The following is a 15,036-nucleotide window of genomic DNA, read 5'->3' on the forward strand; positions in this document are numbered from 1 at the left end:
ATGCCGCGCGAGAGCGTCAATGACCTGATGGCCTTTCTGGCGGTCGCCCGAGAGAAGAACTTTACGCGAGCGGCTGCGAAGCTGGGCGTGTCTCAATCGGCGCTCAGCCACGTTGTCCGCCAGCTCGAGACGCGGCTCGGAATCCGGCTGCTGACCCGTACCACGCGGGCCGTTTCGCTCACCGACGCCGGAGAGCGGTTGTTCCAAGGCGTGGGGCCTCATTTCGACGAGATCGAGGCGCAACTTGAAACCCTCACCGAATTCAGGGAAAAGCCAGCCGGGAACCTCCGCATCACGGCATCAGACCACGCAATTAGATGGATCATCTGGCCGAAACTCCAGCGCTTCCTACCGAACAACCCTGACATCAAGGTGGAGCTGATCCGCGAAAACGGGCTGTCTGACATCGTGACCGAGCGCTTCGACGGCGGCGTCCGGATGGGGGAGCAGGTGGCGAAAGACATGATTTCGACACGCATCGGGCCTGATTTCCCTTTTGCCGTCGTCGGCGCCCCCTCATATTTCGAGGGCAAGGGGGTTCCGGAGCATCCACAAGACCTCGTCCGCCACAACTGCATCAACGAGCGCCTGCCCACATATGGCGGCTTCTGGGCATGGGAGTTCGAAGACAACGGGAAAGAGATCAGGATCAGGGTAGAGGGACAGCTTGCCTTCAATAACTCCTATCAGAGTGTGGAAGCGGCGCTGGACGGACTTGGCTTGGCATACGTACCGGAAGACGTCGCGCTACCTCATATCGCGGAGGGCCGTCTGAGACGCGTGCTGGAAGCCTTTTCCCCACACTGGGATGGCTACCATCTCTACTATCCCAGCAGAAGGCAGTCCTCTCCGGCTTTCGTGGCGCTCGTCGACGCCCTGCGCCATCGAGCCTGACGATAGTCATCCTCTTTTCTACGACGCCCTTAAGGAAAACGCTGACGCGCAGCATCGCATCCGGTGAGGCGCTAATTTGGTCGCCCGCTGGTGACCCTCTCAATGAATTGTCTTCGATCGCTTCTCGGTATGCGAAATGTCATCGAGCGTCGCCATAAGCTTTTCGAACTCGTTCAAGACACGATTGAACTCGGCGTCCTGCATGTTGGCGATTTCGGATATCGTCGAGGACACGGAAGCGATCAGCTTGTCGATCCAAACGCAGCGCTGGGCCGGCACATGTCCGAGAACCTCCCGCCGATGCGTCTTCAGCTCGCGGAGGATGCGAACGATAAGGGCTCCCCGGTCCGCCCGGCTCAAGAGCGGAAGCCTTGTCTGTGCCTGCTGGATTTCCGTTATCAGCGTCGTCGCCATCCCCGATCTCCAACCCTCGTGCAACCAGGTATCACAACCGTAGCGTTTGCAACACGGACTTTAGTCCGGTTGGCCAGGTCGTGCAATCGGGTAGGCACCGCGCCACCACATCAGTTGCTCGCCGCTACGAGATCCGACACATCGCAGCTGCGCCGCGGTCCGTCCCATGGTTGATACGTATTGTCTTGCGGTCGATACGACTTGTAGCGAGCGGCGCACCGGGCTGCCGCCTGTGCATTCACTTTCGTGCCAACGCCTTCATCGGCCCCGGCGACGATCCGCCGGAACGGCGAAGCGCACTCGCGCGTCTCGCCGCTATAGGATCGATAGCTGTTGGTCGCGGGATCGAAAGAGCGGTAGCGGTCCGCACACCAGGCAAGATGCTCGACCGAAAATTCTGGCTGGGGTGTCCGAAGATTAGTCGTCGGGCGAACGGGTTCCGGCCTCGCCCTTGCGGTGGTGACGGCCGATGCCTCGGTGACATAGCTGGAATAGAGAGGCGGAATTCGTTCATAGCGCTGCTGCCGAGGATCGACTTTCACTGGCGTCGTCGTCCAGAGATCACGCGCTGCAAGGTCATTGAATGCGTGGGGCTCGGAATCCGCCACGACGTGGGACGCGACAGATGCAGCAGCCATGCAAGCCCCGACCGAGCTTAAGATGCCAAAGGTAACGGATGCGATGGCTTTCATTGTCCCGACCCCTGCTGGTGAGCCTGTGGAACCCAGACGCGGCCGGCCGTACTGCCATGTCGATCGCCGGTGACGACAAGCACGGCGAGAATACCGGCCATTGCCAGCAGAATGACGATCAGCGGCAAGGCCAGACCACCAGATTTCTCTTCGGAATAGATCATGTTCCTCTCCTCGCTGGCGCTCCGGCGGCGAAGGTCGCCGCCGGGGGCATCGGCTGTTTTTGGCCGCACGACGACGCTGCCGTCGGTCGTGCGGCGGTTCCCGGACTTTGAGCGATGATTTCCGGATGGAGGACGCGGCAGAGGCCGCGTGAAGGATCAGATCACTTGATAACCTGGATCACCTTGCGGGACGACGGTTCGACGATGACACGTTCATCATTGATCACCGCGTAAGCATAGGTCGGGTCATCCGGAACAGGCGTTACGACAACCGTCTCCGGCAGGGGCTGACCGACGACAACCTTCTCCTTCACGACCACGCGCGCCGATGGTGCCGGAACCTCGCGGACATAGGTGACGACCTTTTGCGGCGGCGGATCGATCACGGTTCCAACGACTGCGCCGGCAACGCCGCCGACAGCAGCGCCAACGGGGCCGCCGACGATCGCGCCGGTGACCGCGCCACCGGCGGCACCGTTGACGGTCGAGGACTGGGCGAATGCGACGCCCGACATAAGGGTCGCGGCAGTTGCCGCACCGACGATAAGCTTGGAGATCATTTTCTCCTCCTTCTGTTTCGAGGCGGCCTTCGTGACCGCTGCCAAACCAACTAGCTGGAGGCAGGGTCGTTCCACGCCCCGGACCTCAGTCCGATGTATCCCGGCCTTTGGTCCCAAACCCATGTCAATGCCCGTTGCCGGCGCTATTTCAGGATCAAAAGGCCCCGCACACACGGGCATAGGCAGGAGACTGAAGGAGATGGCACGATCCAATCGCCGCGAAGCTGGACGCCGGCGCCTGGCGATGCGTTTGCCGCAGACACGAAAGCTGATCATGGCAGCGTGCGACCCGTTGCAACTCGATCTCTTCGAGGCCTACCAGATGGCAGTCGAAGCGCGCGACACTCTTCGAGGGCAGCCATTCAATTCGCACCTGGTGCGGGAATGCGACGAGACATGCTTCGAGATCGAACAGCACGTCATCCGCGCAATACAAGAACCTTCCTTCGCGCAGCGCACTCGCTGAAGTCCGGTGAGCCCTCTACGCCAGAGGGCGTTATGGAGCGCGGCCGGCGACGATGAGCGCGCTCACGGGAAGGGTCTCGTAAAGCTCGGCGACGCCTTCCTCGAACGGCGCGAGAGAAGAGGCCGATGCGGCGCGGGTGGCGCCTTCGATATCCATGGAAATCGTCACTCACAAGCCTCCAAACCCGGGTTCGTCGGTCAGGAAATATGCTTGAATCTACTGATGTCTATGGGGTCAGACCTTGGTCCGAACCCTGTCGGACCGAAGTCCCTGGGTTGGAACGCGCGTCGGACTCGCGCCGTTTCGAACGATATTGAAGGAGATCCGAAAATGAACCAGAGTCATAGATCCCGAGTGAATGACGCCTGTAATGCGTCCGTCTTCGCACTTGTTATCGTTCTGGCCGCTCTTCTCTACATCTTCGGCGCAGCCATATCCGGCGATACCGTCGGGTTGACCCAAAGCATAAGAGGCGCCGAGGTGTTCGACACCAGGAATGTGCCCTGATGCTGTTTGGAAAACTCTAAAGACGCGGTAGGTTAATCGGGCAGTCTCTTACCGGTATCAAAATGAATTGGCTTCGCCGCTGGAATGCCCGCTCACTCGCCTCCCAGTTCTTCATCGCGGGTGGGCTCATTTCGATTGCCGCCATGTTCGTGGTCGGCTTTTTTGTGAGCCACCTCATAGAGGAGACCGTCATCCACAACTCAGGCGCGGCGACGGCGCTGTATGTGGACAGCGTGATCGCGCCGCTACTTCCCAATATGCAAACCGAGTCACTGCTCGACGACGCGAGTGCTCAGGCTCTGGACGAGACGCTCGGTCAGGGTGCACTCGGCAAACGCCTTGTTTCGTTCAAGCTGTGGCGAAGCGACGGCACTATCCTCTATTCGAACGAGAAGGAGCTGGTGGGCAAGACGTTTGCGGTGAGTGACAAGCTACAGAGGGCATTCGCAGGGTCTCTCGTCGCGCGCTATGAAATCGCCAGCGATCCGGAAAGCGACAAGGAGCGCGCGCTCGGCAAGCCGCTGATGGAGATCTATAACCCGGTGCTCCAGCCATGGTCCGGACAGGCGGTCGCCGTCCTTGAGTTTTACGAGACAGCAGAAGGACTGGGCGATAGTCTGGCGCATGCCAGGCTCCGGAGCTGGGGCGCCGTCGCCGCTCTGACGGCGACCTTTTTCCTTGTTCTCTCCGTTCTGGTGTTCCGAGGCAGCCGCACGATAGAGGCGCAGCGCAAGGATCTCAAAGAACGGGTCACCGAACTGTCTGCGCTGCTGGCGGAAAACCGCGGACTTCAGCGGCGCCTGCAGCGCGCCTCCCAGCGTGCGGCAGCGCTGAACGAAACTTATTTGCGCAGCATCGGTGCCGATCTGCATGATGGTCCGGCTCAGCACATCGCCTATGCCTCATTGCGCCTGGACAGCGACGTGTTGATCAATGCGTCCACCCAGCCCGAAGCACGCGAAAAGGAACTTGCCTGGATACGCTCGAGCCTTGCCGAAGCGATGACCGAAATTCGCAATATCTGCAGCGGACTGGTACTCCCGCAGATCGAAAAATCCTCAATTACCGAGATCGTCACGCGGATCGTCGAAGCGCATCAACACAAGACCAAAAGCCATGTCGAAACTGTTATCGACGAGGATGGACCGGAACTTCCCCCCGCCGTGAAGATCTGTATCTATCGCTTCGTTCAGGAAGCCCTGAACAACGCCTATCGCCACGGCGGCGGCGTTCAGCAGACGGTCAGGGCCGTCTCGCACAAGGGTCATGTCCGTGTCGAGGTCAGCGATCGCGGCGACGGCTTCGATCCGACCGAGGTGAGGCCAACGAGCCTCGGCCTCGTGGGGTTGCGGGAGCGCATCGACAGCCTGGGAGGATCTTTCGACATCAAGACAGGCGAAGGAGGAACGACCGTGACCATGATCTTCGAGCCAATGGAAGTGGGAGAGTAGGGATGACATCAATCACCATCGGCGTCGTGGACGATCATCCGCTTTTTCGCGAGGGTGTAACGCGCAGCCTCTCCGAGATCAGCGGCTTTATCGTCGTTGGCGAGGGGGCCAGCAGCGATGATGCCGCGATGATCGCTTCGGACAACCACCCCGACATCATGCTCCTCGATGTCTCGATGCCCGGCGGCGGACTGTCTGCGATCAGTGACGTTCTGGCGCGGAGCCCTACAACGAAAGTGCTGATGTTGACGGTATCCGAGGAGGTGGACACTTTACTGGGAGCTCTGCAACGGGGCGCGATGGGTTATGTTCTGAAAGGTGTTGGTTCGCGTGGCCTCGCAGAAGCAATCCAAACCGTCCTGCGTGGCTCGCGATATATCTCGCCGACGATGTCGGCGAAAGTCATGGAGAATTCCTTGAATGGCGGAACCTCCGACAAAAGCAGCCTGACGCCACGGGAACGCGAGGTGATGGATCTTGTCGCTCAAGGCTTGTCAAACAAGCATATCGGCTTGCGTCTCAGCCTGCAGGAAAAGACCGTGAAGCACCATATGACCCAGATTCTGAGCAAGCTTGGCGCCTCAAACAGGACTGAAGCGGCTCTACAATGGCGCGAACGCCGCTGAAAAAGGTTATCGCCCGACTATCACGCTTCAGCGAAGAAAGCGGCTCAGCCGGCGGGCATCGTTGGCTGTCGCCTGTCGATTTATAATCGTCCGGCCCTTCGAGTCCTTCATAATGTAGCGACCGCGCTGCAGGACTTCAGTGATGCCATTCGAATGACGGACGTCGATCGAGCCATCGGACGCTGCTGTCGCTCTCGCTCCCGATCCTGCTGACGATCCTGTGCTAGAGGTAGAAGATCCTCCACCACCGGAGGAATTCCCGCCATTGCCATTCCCGGAACCGCTGTTGCCGTTGCCGTTCCCTCCCCCGTTGCCATTGCCGCCGCCGTTGCCGTTGCCATTCCCTCCACCATTACCATTGCCATTCCCGTTGTTGCCGTCCTTCGCCTGCGCAAAGTCCAACGCCAGAACAGGAAGGGAACCGCCGAAATTCAAACTGGCTGGCAATGCGGCAGCGACGAGGGCGACCGCGCCGGCGCCGCCCAATCTTAGAAAATCGCGTTTCCGGATACTCATGCCATAGCCTCGTTCGTCCGTTCCTCGCGGTTCAATATATGACGTATGAGATTTCTCGCTGTTCCGCGTAAAGAATGCAACCGACCTAGGTAGTAGACGCCGGCAAGACTTTGGTCCGGCTTGCCCCGATTGCAATGCTCGTCATCGGAAAAAGGCCGTGCAATGTCATCGTAAGCGCGAGTTTGCTGACCTCTGTTCAATCCTTTCGGTGTTAAGCGCGGCAGCATCTATGGAACTTCTTTGCCTGTCGTCGCTTTGATTGTCGAAGTGCAACAGAGGAAATCCCGATGGCAAACCCGAATGACTCCCCCGCAGTCCAGTCGATGCGAAAAGAGCAGGCAGAACAGCGGAAGCAGACCCGAAAAGGCGAACTCGACAAAGCAATCGAGGATACTTTTCCGGCGTCTGACCCGGTGTCAGCCACCCACACCTCCATTCCTGCCGGTCGCAGTGACATCGAGGCGGCTGAGCGTGTGAAGCGGGAGCCAGATCCCACCACGCTGGACGAGGAGTTTCCACTCGTGGATCAAGCCCTGCGCTCAAGCGGCGAAACCGCCCACTCCTCAGAGAGATTTGATGTGGATCGCGAAGAAATGCGCGCGCTTCAGAAGGAGGCCGGTCGGATGGCTGAATCCGCTTCGGAGCTGGCTTCTGGAACAGCCCGCCTGGCAAAGGCGGAAGCACGCACATTCGTCCATGATCTCGAGGATCGCATACGCCGGCAGCCGCTGACAGCCGCAGCGATCGTCGCCGGCATCGCCTTCGTCTTCGGCGCGACGCGTTGAGGAGCCAAGTGACAGTCGGCTCGCTCGATCACCCCGAGAGGATTCGACCGGCGGACCATTACGGTGTGGAGAGCCGCCTCCATTGGGACGATTGCGGGCTCAGATTTCCTGAGGACGAAACTCAGGAGCGCTTCTAGAGCCCGTCCGGGCTTCGACTTCCGAGGGCATCGTGAAAATCGCAACCTACAATGTCAACGGGATCAATGGGCGACTGGACATCCTGCTGCGCTGGCTCAAGGAGGATGTCCCTGATGTAGTCTGCCTCCAGGAACTGAAGACAGACGATGCCGGGTTTCCGCGAAAGGAGATCGAACGGGCCGGCTACGGCGCCATCTGGCACGGGCAGAGATCCTGGAACGGGGTGGCCATCCTGGCGAAAGGCAAGACACCGATCCTGACGCGTCGCGGTCTTCCCGGCGATCCCGATGATACCCATAGCCGCTATATCGAAGCTGCCGTCGACGGCATTCTGGTCGGATGCCTGTATCTTCCCAACGGCAATCCGTTCCCGGGAGCAAAGTTCGAGTACAAGCTTCGCTGGTTCCGTCGCCTGCAGGACTACGCCGCCGAACTCCTGGAGCTCGGGGTGCCTTCGATCCTGGCCGGCGACTTCAACGTCATGCCGACGGAGATCGACGTCTACAAGCCGGAACGCTGGCTGGACGACGCCCTCTTCAGGCCGGAAGTGCGCAAGGCCTATGCTGATCTCGTCGCTCAGGGCTGGACCGATGCCGTCAGACATCTGCATCCAGAGGAGCGCATCTACACCTTCTGGAAATACTGGCGGAACAGCTTCGAACGTGATGCAGGGCTCCGGATCGACCACTTCTTGCTCAGTCCGACAGTCGCCCCGTTGCTTCGATCGGCACTCGTCAGGAGAAAGCCGCGCAGCTGGGAGCATACGAGCGACCACGCGCCCGTCATGGTCGAGCTCGACGTTTCCGAAGCTGGAGCCGATCTATAAGCCGCGATGTCGATCGCGAGCGAGGGAACCTGTGACGCCGCCGAGAGTTAGCCCAAAGCGCGGAACGGCATCTCTGCCCCGCATTTTCCAACCGGAAGTAACTGCTATGGACGAAAGCAAGAACTACCTGAACACCGACGAGATCCAGGCCGACGACCAATTGTCGCCGAAGCCGGTCGAAGGCAAGGATCCACCAAGGCGGGTGCGTAGAAGCGAGGAAGCTATCGCCGAAGGATCTGACGACTCCGAGCGCGTCCGGGTTCCGCCCCCGGTTCCGAATCCCGATTGATCAGCCGCATGGCTCCATCTCGAAGTGACTCCGATTACCGGCATCACCTCATTTGCCGGCGCCAAGATCATAGATGCGGCCTGTCAGCCAGGCTGGCCAGTCTCGCTCGAAGAAGGACCTGGAGCTTTCATCGAATGTGCGGTTCGCACGCGTTGAAAGCCGGATCTTGTCACCGTCAAGACGAACAATAATCTGCTCTTTGCGATGCGCCTCGCGTTCCTTCCGGAAGCGATAATCCTGCAACGGCCCTGAGCGCGCCAGCGGGAGGGATTCGCCCTCGGCATCGCATATCGCGCGCGCGCCACGGCTGCCGCCTCCACTGCGAATGAAGAAATCAAGCGCGCTGAGCACGGCTTCAGACGCAAGTGCCATATGCCACCATTGCACGCATCGAACCGCTTCCGCTGCGCGACCGTAGGCAATGCCGTTCGCATGAATTTCAGCATTCAGTTTGCGCGCTTCGAACAGGGCTCGGCCTACGCTTTCTTGGTCACAGATGATGCCGGCCTTTTCGCTCATTCGCGCCTGTACTTGCGAACGGATAGATTTGACGGTGAGTGGGCTCTCGACCCGAAGGACGCCAAGGAGGCCGGCAATGCCCGCCTCTGCGATATCGGCCATGTCCTCTGCTGCCGACCGCTTTGCCCTGCCGCTGGCGCTGATGTGCTCTGCCGCCCGCGTACCGAAGACTTGCCCGGCATTGAGCGCTGCTCCGCCCGGCCTCGTCACGCCGTGGGTGCCCGCTGCTTCTCCGACAGCGTAACAGCCGCCGAGACTGCTGCGGCCCCAGGTATCGACCATGATGCCGCCGTTCATGTGCTGGTTGTTGACCGCAAATTCCAGCGGCTCGGCGGCAATATCGATCTTGTAGCGGCGGTAGAGTTCGATCGCGAGCGGGTTCATATGCTTCAATCGATCGATCGGCATGTCCTGGTCGGCGCCGGCTTTGCCGAGATAGTCGCGGACGTCTTCATCCAGTCTTTCCAGGCTGAACGGCAGGTCGCCCGGCACGGATAGGGGATTGCGATTGAAATCCATAAAGACGCGCCGCCCTGCGGCGGTTTCTCGGGAGATGGCAAGGTCTACCAGGCTCGAGCCGAAATCGAGCATGCGTGTCGCGTGAAATGGCCACTGATAGCCCTTGCGAAAGACGTTCGAAGCCAGCTCCTGCGTGCTGCGGTAGTATTCTGCCAGGAAATGGTGTTCGGCGCCGTCTGAATCGAGCGAGTAGATATGCGGGATCGCCTGGACGTAGGTGCCCGACAGATTCCACGGGAATCCTTCCCTGCGTGTTCCGATACCAAACTGGCTTTCGGTCAGATTGACGAGTTCGACGCCTGCTTCCAGCGCCAATCCGAGAGAGCCGAAGCAGCCGTTGGGATAAACGCTGTCGCGATAGAGTTCGCCCGGTCCGCCGGCCGCAAGCACGATCACCCCACTGACGAATAGCGCGATGCCCAGCGGGTTCTCCTCGCTGCGGTCGCTCGCGCGCATGGTGACTATCCCAACGACATGACGGTCAGCGCCATCACCCTCGGTGAGGATCTTTACCGCGGTGGTCTGGTTATAAAACGGCACTCCAAGCCGGATCGCCTCCTCGGCCAGCACCTTGACCATCAGGCGCGATGTGCGCGGACCGCAGCTGGTGGCGCGGCCGACCTCGTCATGGTCGGTCTGATATCTGAGCGTCCCGCCAAGCGGATCCTGAGGCAGCGGCAGGCCTAAGAACTGGAGCGATGCCATCATCCGGGACGAGCCCACAGCCTCGACATAGGCCGTGTCTTCGTCCATTGCACCACCGCTGCGGATGGCGCGGGCCATCGCCTTGTAATTGTCGCCTTGATCCGCCGTATTTGCAGTGTGAAGGGTCTGCTTGTCGGATCCCGAACAAGCCGAGGTTCCCCCCCATGCGCTTTGGCTGATAATGACGACGTCATCGCCGCGCCGCTTCATTTCCACCGCGGCTCGCAGACCTGCCGCGCCGGATCCGACGACGACGCAACCGGCCCGATAGATCGGCACCTCGAGGCCGGCGAGCCGGATCACTTCCGAAGGGGCGGGCTCGGTTGGGAGCCGCGGCATGTCGACATCGGTCAGTGCGTCAAGAATTTCCTGCGGAACGTCTATGGTCATCGGCGTTCAGCCAACGGGATGTCGACCCAGCGCCTCTCGCGGGAGGATTCCATGCATGCGTCGACAATCTGGCAGATGTGGTGGCCGGTCTCGAATGTCGGCCACATCGGCCGGTTTGCAACGATCGAGCGGATCACCTCGGCCACCTCGATGATCTTGCTTTCATTGTAGCCTAGGCCGAAATTGGGCAGAGGAAGGAAAGCCCTGAAGGTGGGGTTCTCCGGACCCACGTCGATCTCCCTGAAGCCGCGCCGTCCCGTCCGGTCGTCGTTGGAATAGAAGCGCAGCCGGTTTATCTCGTCGTAGCTATAGGCGATGCTGCCCTTCGTTCCATAGATTTCGTAGGTCTGCATGAACTTGCGGCCGGTCGCGACTCGGCTGAAATCGACGATCCCGCCGGCGCCGTTCTCGAACCGACACAGCAGGTTCGTTGCATCGGGATTGGTGATATCAGCCCAGGATTCGTTACCTGACAGTTTCACCTCTTCGCCATAGGCAAGGCCCTCGACGACAGGCCGGCGCGGCGTCACGATGAGATTGTCGGCAATCAGCGAACTGACGCGGCCGACCAGGAAATCCATGAAGCTGAAGATGTGCGAACCGGTATCACCGACGATCCCGGTCGGCGCAAGCTTTCCATCGGCGCGCCACATGAAGGGCGCATAGGGATCACCATACATGTCGACGTGCTGGCAGCCGCGGAACAGCTTGATCTCGCCGATTTCGCCGGATTGAATAATGTCTTTCGCCAGATCATGGACGGGATTGCGAGGAAAAGCATGTCCAACGCGGGTAATGACGCCCTTCGCCCGGGCGATGTCGGCCAGTTCCCGCGCTTCAGCGGCGGTGTTTGCCAACGGCTTCTCGCAATAGACATGTTTGCCGGCCAGCAAGGCCGCCTTGGCCACCGGGTAGTGAAGGTGGTCGGGCAGGCAGATATCGATCAGATCGACATCAGGATCAGCGACCGCGAGATTCCAATCCTGAAGAATTCTTGCACCCGGCGCCCTGTGGGAGAGATCCCCGGCTGCCTTCGAGGGACCTTCGACGAGAGCCACGATCCGTGCCGTTCCGTCCGACACTCCGAAGAAATGCGGAAAGGTCTGATAGGCCATCGTATGGACCTTTCCCATCCAGCCCGAGGCGCCAAGCACTGCAACTCTGACTTCAGACATTGTCGTCTCTCCTCTCGAGATGGCTTTAACGGATTTCGGCACGGGACCGAGGCCGCGCATCGTTGCGTTCGTAGGCGAAGATGGTGGGGGAAAGTGCCGGCAAGCCCCGGATGAGGTCCGATCCCTTTTCGCCGACCATGATCGTCGGCGCGTTGGTATTGCATGACGGCACGCGCGGCATGACGGATGAATCGCAGACCCTGAGGCCTTCCAGGCCATGGACCTTGAGATCAAGCCCGACAACCGCTTCAGGCCCTGTCCCCATCTTGCAGGTACCGACCGGATGATGGTCGGTCTTTGCGTTGGCGCAGCCGTAGTCGAAAAGCTGCTCGTCGGTCATCACCTTCGGCCCAGGAAGCCTTTCGGCCATGACATAGGGCTTCAGCGCCGCCTGTTGCATGATCTCGCGCGCGATCTTGAGCCCCTCCAGGGACATCGTCCTGTCGTGGGAATCGGACCAGTAGTTGGGATCGATCAATGGAGAGGCGGCCGGGTCGGATGATGACAGACGCACCGTCCCCCGCGAGCGCGGATGCAGATAGGCGGAATTAAGTGTCACGCCCGCATTCTTGAGCCGCTCGACACCGGCTTCGATGCCCGAACCCAGGCCGAGATGGAACTGGATATCAGGAGAACGGGCTTGCGGATCGGCATACCAGAAGCCGCCGGTCTCGAAGAGCGACGAGGCGACCGGACCGGTGCGGAACAGGACGTATTGAATACCGGCCCAAAGTGTCCGGTGGAGTTTAGCAACGCCATCATAGGTGTGATCGCCCGTGCATTCAGCAATGACGAAAAGATCCAGGTGATCCTGCAGGTTTTCGCCGACACCCGGCAGATCGTGGAGCACCTTGACGCCCACCGACCGCAGGTGGTCGGCCGGTCCTATGCCAGACTGCAAAAGCAGCTTCGGCGATCCGATCGCGCCCGATGACACCAGCACTTCGCGTTCGGCGCGCACGATCTCCAAGCCGCGCGAGGTCACGATCTCGACGCCCGTCGCGCGACCTCCCTCCACGATAATACGCGCGACACGCGCGCCCGTCCGGACCGTCAGGTTCTTCCGATCCTTGATCGGGGAGAGATAAGCGAGCGAAGCCGACGACCGGCGGCGGTTGCGCTGCGTGAGCTGATAAAATCCCACTCCCGCCTGCTGGCGTCCGTTGAAGTCGTGATTATAGGGAATGCCGAGCTCCTGGCCTGCACGGATATAGGCGTCGCAGATCGGCAACGGCGCAGCCGGCATCGAGACGCCCAGCGGACCGCCATAGGAGTGATAATCGTCAGCGAAGCGCTGATTGTCCTCCGCGCGTTTGAAATAGGGAAGGATCGAGCGGTAGTCCCAGCCCTCGCAACCGTCTTCACGAGCCCAGAGATCATAATCCGCCGCGTTTCCGCGTGTATAGAGCTGGGCGTTGATGGACGAGCCGCCGCCGATGACTTTCGCCTGCGTATAGCGAAGCACCCGGCCTTTCATGTGCTTCTGGGGAACGGTTTCCCATCCCCAGCTTGCGACACCTTTGGTCATCTTGGCGAAGCCCGCCGGCATGTGAAAGAGCGGATTCCAGTCGCCTCCGCCCGCTTCGAGCAGGAGGACGCTGACATCGGGATCTTCGCTCAGCCGGCTTGCAAGAACGCAACCTGCCGGACCGGCGCCAGTGATGATGTAATCGAATCCCATTTTACTGTCCTGTTGCATCCGGCCTGGTGACCGCCAGCGCCTGTGTCATGCCTGCAAAGTCCTTCGACGCGATGTGATCTGCCACTCTCAGCGCCTGAGCGGCGATGGTGAGCGCGGGATTCACCGCAGCCGATGTGGGGAGGAAACTGGCGTCGACGACGAAGAGATTTTCGTGATCATACGAACGGCAATAGGTGTTCAGCGGCGCAGTCGCGGGATCGTTTCCGATGCGGATCGTTCCGCACTGATGGGAGGGCGTGCGCTTGTCGAAGGGTCTCGACAGGACAATCGGAAATCCGATCGATTTCAGGATCGTTTTCAACTTGGCGACAAGGGCAAGGTGAGCGTCCCAGTTGGTTCGCTGCCATTGGAGAATAATCCGATCTCCATCCACCATCACGCGGCTTTCGGGATTGGGAACGTCCTCGCTCATCGCATAGAAGTCGATGGCATGGCCTGTTATGAAGCGCAGAAGCCATTCCGGTGCCTGCGGCAGAGAGCCCTTGAGAACCTTTTCAGAGATGCGACCGAGGAGCTGCACGTTGCCGAGGGGCGGTCCGCCCTCCCCGTCGGAGAGATAGAAATCATTGAAGGCAAAGGTCTTCTGGTAGATGGAGGTGTTCCTGAACCGTGGCGAGACCCCGATGACGGCGGACGCATTGTGGTTCATGAAGTTGCGGCCGACCTGATCGGAAGAATTCGCCAGCCCCCTTGGGAAGCGGTCGTTTTTCGAACGCAGCAAAAGCACAGACGACTGCACCGCCCCGGCAGAGAGGATCACGATCTCAGGCGAAACAGTCACCGTCTGCCCGTTCTTGATGTAGGTCACCCGGTCGATCCGGCTCCCCGCTCCCGTGTCGAGCCTCGTCACGCGCGCATTGGTTTCGAGCCGCACGTTTTCGTGTCTCAGCGCCACTGCGAGGGCTGCGGTCTCGGCATCCATCTTACCGTCGCGTGCGTTTGGATGCGCATCCCATGGCGTGGCTGCTTTGGAGAGCCAGGCGTCGAGGTCGAGGCCGAGCGGTAGGGAAAACGGATGCAGGCCTTTCTGCTTGAGGCGCGCCCTGATATCGGCTATCGGCGCCTCGTCCGGGACGGGCGGGTACGCGTAGGCAGCCGAATGGTGCGGTTCGGTGGGATCTTCACCCAGACTGCCGCGGACCTGATACATGCGTTCCGCCTTGCAGTACCACGGCTCCAGGGCTTCATACGGAAATGGCCAGGCCGGCGACACGCCCTCCCGGTGCTGGATGACGTCGAAATCTTGGCTGCGATAACGTGACAGCACGGCGCCGTAGAATTTCGAATTCCCGCCGACATTGTAGTAGTTGCCGGGATTGAAGCCGTTGCCGTTTGCCTCGTACCAGGTTTCCTTCGGTCGAAAATGTCCCCGCTGGAAGATCGCGCGTTGGTCGCGGTTGACCGGAAGGTCGGCGATATGGTCGCCGGCTTCGAGGATCAATATCTTCGCACCGGTCACGGCCAGGCCGGCCGCGACCGTGGCGCCGCCAACGCCTGAACCGATGATGACGATGTCAGGTGAACCGCTCATCTCAGCACCTGGCCCTCACGCGATCCGCGCCTGTGTTTCCGGATCGAAGAACACGGCCTTGTCGAGATTGAAGGCGAGACGGGTGTTTTGTCCTGGCGCGATGCCGGTATCGGCGCGCAGGCGGGCGACGACGGATTTTCCGCCGAGCTTGGTGACGGCGAAGGTGT

At 60.4% G+C, this 15,036-nt stretch carries 18 protein-coding genes and 1 pseudogene; 8 read left to right on the forward strand and 11 right to left on the reverse strand.

Translation table 11 applies throughout. From position 1 onward, the window contains the following. Positions 1–894: a LysR family transcriptional regulator gene (locus tag GR198_RS08400; protein WP_062944590.1), complete on the forward strand. Its 894-nt coding sequence runs from the start codon at positions 1–3 to the stop codon at positions 892–894. Between the two features lie 99 nt (positions 895–993). Here the strand turns inward: GR198_RS08400 and GR198_RS08405 are convergent, their stop codons facing one another. From GR198_RS08405 to GR198_RS08415, 4 genes are all read right to left on the reverse strand, one after another. Continuing rightward, on the reverse strand, positions 994–1,308 hold the full coding sequence (locus GR198_RS08405) for a hypothetical protein (protein ID WP_029875572.1): 315 nt from the start codon (positions 1,306–1,308) through the stop codon (positions 994–996). 110 nt (positions 1,309–1,418) lie between these two features. Continuing rightward, positions 1,419–2,000, reverse strand: a complete 582-nt coding sequence (locus GR198_RS08410; protein WP_164068239.1) for a BA14K family protein — start codon at positions 1,998–2,000, stop codon at positions 1,419–1,421. After that, positions 1,997–2,164: a hypothetical protein gene (locus GR198_RS35320; protein ID WP_003547656.1), complete on the reverse strand. Its 168-nt coding sequence runs from the start codon at positions 2,162–2,164 to the stop codon at positions 1,997–1,999. The genes GR198_RS08410 and GR198_RS35320 overlap by 4 nt, the downstream gene beginning before the upstream one ends. A 161-nt stretch (positions 2,165–2,325) precedes the next feature. After that, positions 2,326–2,724, reverse strand: a complete 399-nt coding sequence (locus GR198_RS08415) for a DUF1236 domain-containing protein (protein ID WP_026157322.1) — start codon at positions 2,722–2,724, stop codon at positions 2,326–2,328. Between the two features lie 199 nt (positions 2,725–2,923). Here GR198_RS08415 and GR198_RS08420 point away from each other — a divergent pair, with 199 nt between their 5' ends. Beyond that, on the forward strand, positions 2,924–3,190 hold the full coding sequence (locus tag GR198_RS08420) for a hypothetical protein (RefSeq protein WP_164068241.1): 267 nt from the start codon (positions 2,924–2,926) through the stop codon (positions 3,188–3,190). 30 nt (positions 3,191–3,220) lie between these two features. On the opposite strand, the gene GR198_RS08425 is transcribed toward GR198_RS08420, so the two are convergent. After that, a complete protein-coding gene (locus tag GR198_RS08425) occupies positions 3,221–3,358 on the reverse strand; it encodes a hypothetical protein (RefSeq protein WP_245274007.1) in 138 nt (45 codons plus the stop codon). 162 nt (positions 3,359–3,520) lie between these two features. Between GR198_RS08425 and GR198_RS35325 the strand changes: the two genes are divergently transcribed. The 3 genes from GR198_RS35325 (at position 3,521) to GR198_RS08435 (ending at position 5,774) form a co-directional block, all read left to right on the forward strand. Continuing rightward, the gene (locus GR198_RS35325) at positions 3,521–3,697 is read left to right on the forward strand and encodes a hypothetical protein (RefSeq protein WP_026157321.1); all 177 of its coding nucleotides are present in this window, start codon (positions 3,521–3,523) and stop codon (positions 3,695–3,697) included. 62 nt (positions 3,698–3,759) lie between these two features. After that, the gene (locus tag GR198_RS08430) at positions 3,760–5,148 is read left to right on the forward strand and encodes a sensor histidine kinase (protein ID WP_164068243.1); all 1,389 of its coding nucleotides are present in this window, start codon (positions 3,760–3,762) and stop codon (positions 5,146–5,148) included. 2 nt (positions 5,149–5,150) lie between these two features. Next, positions 5,151–5,774 carry a response regulator gene (locus tag GR198_RS08435; protein WP_029875568.1) on the forward strand — a complete coding sequence of 208 codons (624 nt, stop codon included), beginning with the start codon at positions 5,151–5,153 and terminating at the stop codon, positions 5,772–5,774. 27 nt (positions 5,775–5,801) lie between these two features. On the opposite strand, the gene GR198_RS08440 is transcribed toward GR198_RS08435, so the two are convergent. Beyond that, positions 5,802–6,290, reverse strand: a complete 489-nt coding sequence (locus GR198_RS08440; RefSeq protein ID WP_017993679.1) for a hypothetical protein — start codon at positions 6,288–6,290, stop codon at positions 5,802–5,804. Between the two features lie 287 nt (positions 6,291–6,577). On the opposite strand from GR198_RS08440, the gene GR198_RS08445 reads away from it, so the two are divergent. The 3 genes from GR198_RS08445 (at position 6,578) to GR198_RS08455 (ending at position 8,328) form a co-directional block, all read left to right on the forward strand. Beyond that, positions 6,578–7,075 carry a hypothetical protein gene (locus tag GR198_RS08445; protein ID WP_017993678.1) on the forward strand — a complete coding sequence of 166 codons (498 nt, stop codon included), beginning with the start codon at positions 6,578–6,580 and terminating at the stop codon, positions 7,073–7,075. A 169-nt stretch (positions 7,076–7,244) separates the two neighbouring features. Beyond that, a complete protein-coding gene (gene xth / locus GR198_RS08450; protein ID WP_164068245.1) occupies positions 7,245–8,039 on the forward strand; it encodes an exodeoxyribonuclease III in 795 nt (264 codons plus the stop codon). A 106-nt stretch (positions 8,040–8,145) separates the two neighbouring features. Further along, the gene (locus GR198_RS08455) at positions 8,146–8,328 is read left to right on the forward strand and encodes a hypothetical protein (RefSeq protein WP_029875565.1); all 183 of its coding nucleotides are present in this window, start codon (positions 8,146–8,148) and stop codon (positions 8,326–8,328) included. Positions 8,329–8,376: 48 nt separating this feature from the next. Here GR198_RS08455 and GR198_RS08460 read toward each other — a convergent pair whose 3' ends face one another. From GR198_RS08460 to GR198_RS08480, 5 genes and pseudogenes are all read right to left on the reverse strand, one after another. Continuing rightward, entirely contained in the window at positions 8,377–10,461 is a 2,085-nt protein-coding gene (locus GR198_RS08460) for an FAD-dependent oxidoreductase (RefSeq protein WP_029875564.1), read from the reverse strand. Further along, positions 10,458–11,636: a Gfo/Idh/MocA family protein gene (locus GR198_RS08465; protein WP_029875563.1), complete on the reverse strand. Its 1,179-nt coding sequence runs from the start codon at positions 11,634–11,636 to the stop codon at positions 10,458–10,460. Before GR198_RS08465 ends, GR198_RS08460 begins: the two co-directional genes overlap by 4 nt. A 25-nt stretch (positions 11,637–11,661) precedes the next feature. Beyond that, positions 11,662–13,317: a GMC family oxidoreductase gene (locus GR198_RS08470; RefSeq protein ID WP_029875562.1), complete on the reverse strand. Its 1,656-nt coding sequence runs from the start codon at positions 13,315–13,317 to the stop codon at positions 11,662–11,664. A 1-nt stretch (position 13,318) separates the two neighbouring features. Next, positions 13,319–14,869, reverse strand: a complete 1,551-nt coding sequence (locus GR198_RS08475; protein ID WP_029875561.1) for a GMC oxidoreductase — start codon at positions 14,867–14,869, stop codon at positions 13,319–13,321. A gap of 15 nt (positions 14,870–14,884) precedes the next feature. Then, positions 14,885–15,036, reverse strand: a pseudogene (locus GR198_RS08480) (sugar ABC transporter ATP-binding protein); the annotation flags it as partial.

It is taken from the genome of Rhizobium leguminosarum (assembly GCF_010668065.1).
Lineage (GTDB): Bacteria > Pseudomonadota > Alphaproteobacteria > Rhizobiales > Rhizobiaceae > Rhizobium > Rhizobium leguminosarum_S.